We start from the raw sequence: 8,943 nt of genomic DNA on the forward strand, positions 1-8,943 counted from the left end.
CGCGTCACGCTCAGCCCCGGCCGGATCGGCGCCATCACCAAAGCCGCCCTCGTCCTCAACAACGCCTGGCGATGAATTTCGTCGAGAAAACCTCATTGACGAGGCCGGCTACATCCCCTTCGGCCAGGACGCGGCAAATCTGTTCTTCCAGCTGATCGCGTCCCGCTACGAACAGGGCTCCGTGATGGTGACCTCGAACCTGCCCTTCGGACGCTGGGGAGAGACCTTCTCCGACGACGTCGTCGCAGCCGCCATGACCGACCGCCTCGTCCACCACGCCGAGGTCCTCACCCTCACCGGCGACTCCTACCGCACCCGCCAACGACGCGAACTCCTCGCCAACGAAAACCGCACACACCGCGACTGAACCAACCCCAAGGGGTCAATTTGCAGTGAGGGCGGGGGCGGCCTGCAGGGTGAGCTCGTCCAGGGGGCGGACGCGGCTGTCGATGACGAGCCGGCGGTTGCCGATGTGGAGGTCGTCGAGCGGGAGGCGGCGGATCGCGCCGGGCCGGGCGGCGTGGATGGCCGCGAGGGCGAGGATCAGCCGGTCGCCCGGGCGGGTCACCGCGGCAATGGAGGACCGGACGTCCTCGGATTCCAGGGGCTGGATGACGCCGCTCTCCTGCTGGCCGACCCGGATGCGGCTGGTCGGGTTCTTGAAGATCGTGCCGTTCTTCTTGGCCCGGGTGAACAGGGACCGTAGGGCGACCAGGGTGTGCTTGCGCTGTGAGCCGTGGATGGTGGCCAGGTGGGTGAGGACGTCGCCGCGGGTGACCTCGCGCAGGTGGTCGTAGCGGTTCGACCACTCCAGCAGCACCGGCCGCAGCCGGTTGAGGAAGCCCCAGACGGTTGCCACGTCCCGGGGCTGGGACCGCGGTCCGCCATCGTGCAGAAGCCGGGCCCAGCCCTGGACGTCCCGCCTGATGCCGGCCGCGAGGCCGTCGAGCTTGGACTCCAGCCAGCGGTCAAAGGAGGACGGCCGGTCGTCGGGGAAGACGCCGATGCGGTCGAGCACTTCCGCGGTGCGTTCGACGCTGAGTCCACGAGACCGCAGGGCCGGGAACATCTCGGAGTGCCGGACGACGTCGTCGCCGGTGTGGCCGGACAGCACGATGACCAGGGCCCGGTCGACGTCCAGGCGGACGCGTCGGGGCCAGCCGTGGGCCTCGCCGAGGCGGTGGGCGGCATGCCGGGCCCAGGCCAGCCAGGGGTTGTCGAGCCGTGCGTGTTGCCGCCGGTTGAAGCGGGTGAAGTCGCGGCGGGGACCCAGCCGCAGGCCGGTGGCCGTGCCGGGGCCGGGTCGGGAAGCCGCGGCCGTCCCCGGCACTTGCCGCGCGGAGGGCTTGGACACCGCGGGCGGTGGAGAGGTTGGTCAGGAACAGCTGGTGATGCCGCACCTTCTCCAAGTAGGGCTGCAGGATGGTGACTTCGCCTATCGCATCGTCGTGGCGATCCAGGAATGTCCCAAAACCTCTTGAATTGCGACTAGGTCAAGGCCACCTGAGTAGAGCTCGGACGCGCAGAAGTGCCGCAGGACGTGCGGCGTCAATTTCTCAGCCCAGCAGGGAAGATGAACCGCGACGGCGGCGGCCAGACCGTTTCGCAGGGCGTCGTCGCCGACCCGGCGCGAGGACCCGTCGGCGCATCTGCGCTCGGACGGGAACAGTGGGGCGCCAGGGCGGGTGTGGTCGTCGTCGAACTGGCCCCAGACGTCCTCGATGAACCACCGCAGCGTCCGGTCCGCTCCGTTGATCAGCGGCACCATCCGCTCGCGCGGCCCCGAGCCGCGGGCGCCCTTGCCGAGGCGGACGTGGAGCTTGCCGAACCTGCCCAGGTGCCACTTGATATCGGTGATGTCGAGGCCGCACGCCTCGCTCACGCGCAGGCCAACCTGCGACATCAGCTTCGCGGCGGTGTAGTTCCTCGCGGGCGGGGCGAACTTGCGGCAGGTCGCCAGCTCGCCGCCCCAGCCGGCGAACAGCCGACCGACCTCCGGCGCCGTCGGCGGGATCCGCAGCTGGGCATCCTTGGAGCCGCGCGGGCGGTTCATCTCGTCGATCGGGCATTCCACGACCCGCCCGGTCATCCGGTGGATCTCGACCTTGCGCCGCAGCTCCAGGAACAGGAAGTACGTGCTCAGCGCCTGCGACCGAGCCAGCCGGGTGCCGCTTGGCGAGCCCCGCAGCACCCGCCCGAAGTAGGCGTCCGCGTCGGCCGGCTCCATATCCATAGCGGGCGGCCGAACCAGGTCCTCACCTGCTCCAGGTGCCCTACGTCCCCGCGGATCGTGCCGTCCGTCAGCCCCGCCGAGGCCCGGGCCAGCACGAAGCCGGCCAGCACGTCCGTCTCGAACCGCTCCAGCTCCTCCGCCGACACCGGCTCCCGGTACTCGCGCAGGTCCCGCACCACCGCCAGCGCCGACAACCCGCGCCTCCTCACCTTCGACCAGACCGCAGATCGGTCGCACGGGCTGAGAACGCTTGAGAGATCCCGAAGTTACGTCACGGCCCGGCAGAGCACCCGCAGGAGGAAGAAGCCGCTGGCCACGGCCTCGGGCGCTCAGCCGGGCTCAGGGGAACTCGCGGAATGTCGCACAGTTGTGCCGCGTGCCCGGTACAGGGACGGGGCGAGCAGGTCCTCGGACAGCGTTGCCGCGGAAAGTTCGGCCGGAGTCCCGGCGCGCCGCGTTCTCCGGGAATTGGCTCGTCCCTGAGGGAGGCGACGCGAAATTTCGTACCTCTGTGATGAGCACGCTACAACACCGCTTGGAGGCATCCACGATGACGAAACCTAGGAACACCCGGGACCGAACCGGCCCGGTGGCGCAACGACCCATCGTCGGCGTCATCGCCAGCACGCGCAGCGAGCGGCGTCTGGCCGTAGAGCACTGGCTGTTGTCCGCAGCTTCCAATGTCGAGCAGGCCCGCGCCGAGTGGGCGACGTATGGGGCGGCGCTGCTGCGTTGCGGCGCGGTATTTGCTGCCGTCCGCATCCCCGACGTCTACGTGTATGCCGCGGTCGGCACGGAGCACCGGGCCGAGGTCACGGCTTTCCTCGCCAGGATTCTCGACCAGGGGCCGGTGTTCCACGACCGGCGCGGCCGACAGTTCTGCGCCCTCACGCGGGCCAGTACCCAGCACGGGTGGAACCAGGGTGACGCCGAGTGCTTGGGGCGGGGCGCCTGCCTCGGCATCCCGGCCTCCAGTCGTACCGAGCCCGACTCAACCGGTGACCCGTTCTGGGTCGTCCCCATGGACAGCCCCGGCCTGCTGTGTACTCGGGCGGACGTGGAGGCCTTGGTTGTCGTCGGCCGGAGCGCCTGGACCAAGCAGCGGAGGGGTGACGGTGGATGAGGCCCCGCCCCGGACAGTTGTTCCGGCCACGACTGCCGCGCCGATGTTCTCGGAGACACTGCCCCGCGAGCCGGGGTCGGCCGCCGTTGCCCGCCACATGGTCCGCGAGGCGGTGCGCCTGTGGCGGCTGCCCGCACTGGCCGACGCCGCGGCGCTCGTCATGTCCGAGCTGGTGGCGAACGCCGCCAATCACGCCCGCGGCAGGTCCATTCGCGTCACGGTCACCCGCACCCATGCACAGCGGATCCGTATTGCGGTCGTGGACCGTGACCCGCACCACCGCCCGGAACTGCGCATCACCGGCCTGGACGACGACCGCGGCCGGGGCCTGGTCCTCGTCGATGCCACGTCGTACGTGTGGGGCGTCCACCTGATGGGGTGGGGCAAACGCGTCTGGGCAGACCTGGAGGCGGCATGAACAACCCGTCGGGTAGCGGATTGCGCTCCGGATGCAAGCTGCGTGGGTTGGGCAGCCACCACCTGCCGGGGCGGGTGGCGAGTCGTCGGCGGCAGCGGGGGCTGGTAGCGCGGGTGCGGAGGCCCGCCAGGCAGGGAGGGTGAGATGGCAACCCGTTCTCCCTGCCTGGCGCGCTCCTTGCCGGGGCCACCGACCGGGGTGCGCCCCGGGGAGGAGGCTATACGGGGTTTTGGCCGGATTTGGTGAGCGACACGACGGCCGGTGCATCAGCCTCGCCGCACCGGGACGCTGGGAAGATGTGGTTATCCATGCCGCTCAGAGTGACCACCTGAGTGGCGGTCTACCCCTGGTCGGGCCTTGACCCTTGATCTTGGACACTCGGGACACTGATCTTGAGGATCTGAGAACAGGAGTCACCTCGTGGTGATGAAGCACTGTCCGCCGGAGTTCAGGGCGGACGCGGTCGCGTTGTACCGGTCGCGGCCGGGAGCGGCGATCAAGCAGGCCGCTGCGGATCTGGGGGGTCAACTCGGAGACGCTGAGGAATTGGATACGGGCCGCGGACGGCCGGCGCTGGGGTCCCGCACGGGCCGGGCGCTGCGGCCGGGGCCGCGGGCCCGGCCGGGGCCGGGCCCGCCGCGGCACGGAAGGATCCGCGAGCTGGAGGAGCGCCGTCGGCAGCTCAGCGGACAACGCGCTCGCCGGGTCATTCAACACGGCCTTCAAACGCGAAACGCTCCAGGGCCTCCCCGCCCGGACAGCGCAGCCCAAACGCCCCCGAAACAGCGCTTGAGGAACCATCAACCACGCTGGCCCAAGCCGCACAGACCGTGTCCAGGATTCAGGGACAAGGCCCAGGCCGCGCGGGCCCGCTTCTTGGTCACACATGAAAAACCCGCGCGGCCCTCGTCGGGGCGCCGGGGCCGGAGTCAGTTGCTCACGTCCGCGGCCAGCACGATGCGCCCGTCAGCGGCCTTCGGCAACGGTAGGCCGGCAAGCGTGCGGCGCAGCCATGCTGCCCAGCCCCGGTCCAGCGCTGTGTACAGGGCCCCGTGCCCGCGCCGGTGCCCAGCCCCCAGCGACAGCTCGACCAGCGTCCTCACCGGCCCGTCCGCACAGCACCGCGTCCGTGAGCTCGAAGAGCGCACCCGCGCGAGCGTACAGGCACTCGTAGAACTCAACCCGAAGGCGGAGCAGGATACCCAACGCTTCGCCCACAGGCGTTCCGACAGGGACACCCTCACAGCGGCCGTTCCTCGACGCTTCGTTGCTCGAGACCTCGAAGCGTGAAGAACGGCCGCCCGCGTTGTCCCAGGAAGAACCGCAGATCAGCAGGTCGAGCGACCCGCGAGGTTCGACGCCAAGCTCAGAAGATCTGTGCCTGGATTCGAGCACCATGCCGTCGAACGAGCGGCAATGCGTCTTTCGAAGGTGCGCCCATGGCGTGCGCAGGGAGTACTCAGCGCTTCTCGTCGCGGGAGCGCCGCAGTTGTCGGCCGCGGTCCGGAGCGCCGGCGATCAGGTCCTGGAAGCGGTGCCTGACTCGGTTCCAGCGGCGATCGTGGTGATAGGCGCGCAGCCCGGCCCTGGCCCGGGCGCGGGGTCGGCGACCGTAGAAGCGGCGGGCCCATAGGGAGCCCGGGCGGGCCAGCCGCAGGGCTCCGAAGAATGCGACGGGAAGGAGGAACAGGCCGATGACGGCCATGCGGAACTTGCCCTTGAGCAGCGTGACCAGCACGAAGACGAAGTTGAGCGCGAAATTCGCGAGCAGACTCGCGCGGCTCTGCTGCTCCGCGGGGCTGACCTCGTTGACGCCGAGCGGTGAGAACCCGAGCAGGACGAGGAGAAGCAGCGCGGTGGTGAGGACCACAACCTCCACGCTCTGCCGGCCCTGCTCGCTCCAGTACACGTCATTGAGGTGGAGGATCAGCGCGAACTCGTCCAGGACGAGGCCCGCGCCCACGCCGAGCACCACAGCGCAGACGATGGTCGCGGCGCCGTGCTGTCCGACGGCGACGGCGCCGAAGCCGCCGATCAGCGTGAGAACGACACCGGGCACTACGTGGTGGATGTGCACCCCGCCCGGGGTGACGTTACCGAAGGGCCCCTTGCCGGCCCGGATCAGCCGGGTAACCGCACGGGTGACCAGGAACGTCAGGACGAAGGAGGACAGGGCAACGAGCAGCGGGAGCTTTCCCGGTTCGATAATGTTGCGGTACAGCCAGTGACTCATCCCACTCGCTCCAGGATCGCGTCTCCAGGGCATGTCGTTGCAGGCTCGCGGCCTGATCCCCAAGGCAGGCCTAGACTAGCGACTGCCCTGCGCTGCGGCGCGGACGCCCGTATTCCCTCGACTGCGTACCGTTCGCCTCGGCCACCCGTCCTGCCCCCGCCATGTGACTCCGCTGGGCCTGGAGGCGGCCGACGCCGGAATGCTGGCGACCGCTGGCGAGGCTGGTGCTGGGGTCCCCCACCGGCACCGTCGGCGACTCGTATGGCCGAGGTGCGCAGTACGACGTCGTGCCCCGTACAGGGCTCACGTCCCGGTGGTGGCCGTCGGCCGGCTGGCCGCCCCGCGCAGCGCCGTGAACACCGACCACGCCACCGACACCAGCGGTACCGCGACCACCGCGCCCACGATGCCCGCCGCGATGGCCCCCGCCGCCACCGAGACGGCCACCACCAGCGGATGGAGCCGGACCGCCCAGCTCATGACCAGCGGATGCAGCAGGTGCCCCTCGATCTGCCCGATGACGACGATCAGCGCGACCACGAGGCCCGCAGTCAGCGGTCCCTTCGCCGCCAGGGCGACCACGGCCGCCACCGCCAGCGCGACCGGCGAGCCGATCAGGGGCACGAACGCGGCGACGAACTCCAGCAGCGCCAACGGCACCGCCAGCGGTACGCCGAGGAGGTATAGCGCGACACCGACCAGGATCGCGTTGATCGCGGCGACCAGCACGATCCCGTGCGTGTAACCGGTGAACGTCTGCCACGCCGCCCTGCCCGCCACATTCCAGCGCGCCCGCGCGCGGTCCGGCAACTGGTCGCAGTACCAGGCCCAGTGGCGGTCGCCGGAGTGGATGAAGAACACCGAGGCGAACAGCCCCAGCGCCAGGGCGGTCACCACGTGCACCGCCTCGCTCGCGCCGCTGACCGCCTTGCTCAGGAGCGCCGAACGGTGGCTGGAGAGGAACTGCGCGATCCGGGAGTGCAGGTCGGACAGCACTTCCGGGCGCAGCCGGAACGGTGGCCGCTCCAGCCAGCTCTCGATGCGGTCGACCCCGTCCCGGAACTCCCGCACCAGTGTCGTGGTCTCGCCCGCCACCGCCTCACCGACCAGCACCAGTCCGCCCAGCACCAACGCGATACCGCCGAGCAGCGTGGCCGCGACGGCCGGCCCCCGGGGCATTGCCCGGGACACCACGTTGGCGACGGGCCGCAGCAGCGCCGTGACCACCAGCCCCAGGAAGAGGCCCATCCCGATCTCGTGGAAGCGGCCCAGCACGGCGAAGACGCCGTACACGGCCGTGCCGACGACCAGCAGGCGCCACGCGTGGGCCGCGGCCGTGCGGAGGAACGGAGGTACCTGGGGCTCCATGCCCGATGAGGTACCACCGGACGCGGGACCCGCCACGCGTCCGGACAGACGTTCGTCCGGCCGGACGCGCGTCACTGGGCCGAATGCACGGACTGCCGCGACGTCCGGAACCTGTCAAGGTGATCAAGACAGGTGGACGTTTCTTACGTTGTGCCGGGATCACGCTGACAGCTTCCGGACGTGGCCGACGCCACCGCACAGGCCTCCACCGCATCAACCAGAACAAGCAACTGCCCTGGCCCTTCCTCACCCACACCGGACTGACCATCGACCCACCAACCCCGGATACGCCGCTCCTGCTCTATTGGGCCGTGCCCGTTCGCTCACAGTCAGCTCGGGTGCCGATCTGGCTCCTGGCTTGTCAGGTGCTGCTTCAACCAGCTGCGGAGCGTTCCGGGGTTCATGCGGTCGGCCGCAAGCATGCCAGTAGCCCGTGCTCGAGCTTGTTCAGGGACACCGATCGGGTGATGCTGGAGACGGAGCCCTTCAAGTTGGCCACTCGGGTGACGGAGACGACGAATGGCAGCTGGCTCGCTGTGTAACGGCGGGGCCCTCGTGGTGCTGTTCGTTGAGGTCCGCGCAGATCCGGGAGACATGCCGGTGTCCGAGCCGAGGGCTTTGGCCAGTTCTCGACCGAGCGGGTGGAGACGCGGTGGACGTATGCCTCCATGACGACCGGGCAGAGGGCCTGGCCGGTCCGGCGCCGGCGCTCGGGCAGGCTCGGGAAGAAGCTGCCACCCGCAGTTTCGGGATCGCGAGCTCCAGGTCGCCGGCCTGCGTGGTCACGGTCTTCTCCCGGTGCCCGTTGCGCCAGGTGGTACGGGTGCCGGTCCTCTCGCCCCACTCTGCATGATCTGGGCGGTGGCCTCGGCCTCGATCAGTTCCTGCAGCAGCCGCTCAGCGACCTCACGGAGGGAGTTCAAGACCATCTGCCGAACGTAGTGGCTCAAGCAGGCGAAGCAGGTCATGCTGGGACACCAGGCACCCCTTTGGGGCGAACTGGCAGTTCACCAAGGACAGTTGCACGGTGGCCTGCCCCGTTCTCAGGGTTCACAGGCAGTCGATGCACGCGAGAGCACGGAAACGGCGCAATTTCCCAGCCAAGATCCATTACACCACTCCGCGGGACGCCCGTCTCTCCTTCCGCAGCGCCAGCCGGCCGGACAGGGCGGGCCGGGGCCCACGGAACGTCCGGCCCGGTCTCTCGCTGCGGGACGGGGCGAGTAGTCCGGGTAAACAGGACGGCCGCGAAGGTCATCGACGCGCCCCCCATCACCGCATCCATAACCATCCGGAACGCTTCTCCCCTCCCGCAGTCTCCCACCGGTCGGTACGCAATGCTCGAGACCTGTGGATCGGCCCGGGGCGGGGTGCCTTGTGAAGCGCGGAGGGCGTACCTTCCCGGGTGATCGGCTCAAGGTCACCGAGTAGGCCCGCGCTGCGAACCCGGGCTGGGAAGGCACGCCCGTGCTGAGTGAGGTGCCCCGAAGTTTCCGGACAGACGTCCAATAGGATTGCCTTGAACGGAAAAGAGGACGCAAGAAGTGGCACCACCGAGCAAGTACACC

General features: G+C 69.6%; 8 protein-coding genes and 2 pseudogenes. 3 read left to right on the forward strand and 7 right to left on the reverse strand.

Annotated elements, in window-relative coordinates; translation table 11 throughout:
- A partial coding sequence (locus tag AC07DW_RS32355; RefSeq protein WP_478861217.1) for an ATP-binding protein occupies window positions 1-367 on the forward strand: 367 nt, incomplete at its 5' end.
- Window positions 368-382: 15 nt separating this feature from the next.
- On the opposite strand, the gene AC07DW_RS32360 is transcribed toward AC07DW_RS32355, so the two are convergent.
- The 3 genes from AC07DW_RS32360 to AC07DW_RS32370 all read right to left on the reverse strand — a co-directional run bounded on the left by AC07DW_RS32360 (window position 383) and on the right by AC07DW_RS32370 (window position 2,427).
- The gene (locus AC07DW_RS32360) at window positions 383-1,354 is read right to left on the reverse strand and encodes a hypothetical protein (RefSeq protein ID WP_478861218.1); all 972 of its coding nucleotides are present in this window, start codon (window positions 1,352-1,354) and stop codon (window positions 383-385) included.
- 81 nt (window positions 1,355-1,435) lie between these two features.
- Window positions 1,436-2,227, reverse strand: a complete 792-nt coding sequence (locus tag AC07DW_RS32365) for a tyrosine-type recombinase/integrase (protein ID WP_478861219.1) — start codon at window positions 2,225-2,227, stop codon at window positions 1,436-1,438.
- Window positions 2,140-2,427: a hypothetical protein gene (locus AC07DW_RS32370; protein ID WP_478861220.1), complete on the reverse strand. Its 288-nt coding sequence runs from the start codon at window positions 2,425-2,427 to the stop codon at window positions 2,140-2,142. The genes AC07DW_RS32365 and AC07DW_RS32370 overlap by 88 nt, the downstream gene beginning before the upstream one ends.
- 395 nt (window positions 2,428-2,822) lie before the next feature.
- Between AC07DW_RS32370 and AC07DW_RS32375 the strand changes: the two genes are divergently transcribed.
- Both AC07DW_RS32375 and AC07DW_RS32380 read left to right on the forward strand, forming a co-directional pair.
- Window positions 2,823-3,356 carry a hypothetical protein gene (locus tag AC07DW_RS32375; RefSeq protein WP_478861221.1) on the forward strand — a complete coding sequence of 178 codons (534 nt, stop codon included), beginning with the start codon at window positions 2,823-2,825 and terminating at the stop codon, window positions 3,354-3,356.
- A 43-nt stretch (window positions 3,357-3,399) separates the two neighbouring features.
- Window positions 3,400-3,774: an ATP-binding protein gene (locus AC07DW_RS32380; protein ID WP_478861222.1), complete on the forward strand. Its 375-nt coding sequence runs from the start codon at window positions 3,400-3,402 to the stop codon at window positions 3,772-3,774.
- Between the two features lie 935 nt (window positions 3,775-4,709).
- Here AC07DW_RS32380 and AC07DW_RS32385 read toward each other — a convergent pair.
- The 4 genes and pseudogenes from AC07DW_RS32385 to AC07DW_RS32400 all read right to left on the reverse strand — a co-directional run.
- Window positions 4,710-4,992: pseudogene (locus AC07DW_RS32385) on the reverse strand (transposase); the annotation flags it as partial.
- A 241-nt stretch (window positions 4,993-5,233) separates the two neighbouring features.
- The gene (locus AC07DW_RS32390; protein ID WP_478861223.1) at window positions 5,234-6,007 is read right to left on the reverse strand and encodes a hypothetical protein; all 774 of its coding nucleotides are present in this window, start codon (window positions 6,005-6,007) and stop codon (window positions 5,234-5,236) included.
- Window positions 6,008-6,310: 303 nt separating this feature from the next.
- A complete protein-coding gene (locus AC07DW_RS32395) occupies window positions 6,311-7,375 on the reverse strand; it encodes an AI-2E family transporter (protein WP_478861224.1) in 1,065 nt (354 codons plus the stop codon).
- 590 nt (window positions 7,376-7,965) lie between these two features.
- Window positions 7,966-8,265: pseudogene (locus tag AC07DW_RS32400) on the reverse strand (transposase); the annotation flags it as partial.
- Window positions 8,266-8,943 lie beyond the last annotated feature (678 nt).

The organism is Streptomyces sp. NPDC045701, from assembly GCF_056432045.1.